Source organism: Tranquillimonas alkanivorans (genome assembly GCF_900115595.1).
In the GTDB taxonomy this organism is placed as follows: domain Bacteria; phylum Pseudomonadota; class Alphaproteobacteria; order Rhodobacterales; family Rhodobacteraceae; genus Tranquillimonas; species Tranquillimonas alkanivorans.
The window spans coordinates 1-1,218 of the sequence record NZ_FOXA01000091.1 but is presented as its reverse complement, the minus strand read 5'-3'; the positions used below and the strand labels follow the sequence as shown (position 1 = coordinate 1,218).

Genomic DNA, 1,218 nt, shown 5'->3' with positions numbered 1-1,218 from the left:
GAGGCCCATCAGGGCCCCGGCCTGAAAGCGGCGGCATGATCAACAGGCAAGCTTAGCGGCGCCGCAACACTGTCCGGAAAACGGGGGCCACCTAAAACACCTACTCCTACCAGGAGCGCCAGCTTGACGACTGGGGCGTCGACCGCCTGGCCGAGCGCATGCGCGAGGAGATCGAGGAAGAGCGCGGCCACGCCAAGGCGTTCCTGGCGCGGATCCTGTTCCTCGACGGCGAGGCCGACGTCCAGACGCTCGAAGACATCGAGAAGCCCGAGAGCGTGCGCGGGATTTTCGACACGCAACTGCGAATGGAGAAAGAGGCTCGCGAGTACTACGACAAGGCTGCCAACGAGTGCCGCGAGGCCGGCGACCTCGGCTCGTTCGAGCTGTTCATGACCATCCTCAAGGACGAGGAAGACCACATCGATTTTGTCGAGGAGCAGTTCGACCTGATGGAGCTGATGGGCGATCAGCTCTATGTCGCGCGCCAGGTATCCTCGGTCAGCAAGGAAGGCGCTGCTACGGATGATTCAGCTCCTGGTAGCAGTCACTCGCCGCGGCGTCCGTCGCACGGTCGCCCGAGGTTTGAGCGGCCCGCGCGCAACGAGCTCACTTCGTGGGTGACGTCACGGGATGAGCGCCTCGATGATTTTGCACCTACCGCCCAGAAACCATCTTCTCTTCAGCGTCACACGAGAAGGAGTATGACCATGCCTATCTGGCGAAGTGATCTGCACATCGAAGTTTTCGGAAACGGGATCCGGATCAACTTCAGCGATCGAATTCGCGGAAAGATGCAGCAGGCCCCATTCGCGGGCGAGATGATCCGCGAGAATAAGCTGGTCTGGCTGCTGGCGCCGATCATGGACCGCGACCCGAACTTCGTTGCCGATGAAATCATTAGATGGGCTGAAGGGGAGGGCCTCGAAACCTCGCGCTGATTGTGTCTGGAGTGAGGCGGAGACCTGCAGGCCACGGAAGGTGCCGTCGCTCTCCACGCGGGTCCGGGAGCGAGACAGCGGGTGCGGTATGCTCCGCGCAAACGATGCTCCTGTCAGCGGCGGCACCGTGCTGAGCGAGGAACACTCGCGGGCTAATGATACCATAACATATCTTAGGCGTGCGCGGCGGTGTAGCGGCAAAGCTAAAATGTCATCCATGAGCAAAGCAGAAGTGTCACTCTCGCCTGCTACGAGAACAGGCAGAGAGGTCGAGCATGGG

General features: G+C 61.1%; 1 pseudogene. It reads left to right on the top strand.

The window, feature by feature from the left end:
• Nucleotides 1–110: 110 nt before the first annotated feature.
• Nucleotides 111–938 (top strand): annotated as a pseudogene (locus BM162_RS22310) (ferritin-like domain-containing protein); the annotation flags it as partial.
• Between the last annotated feature and the right edge of the window lie 280 nt (nucleotides 939–1,218).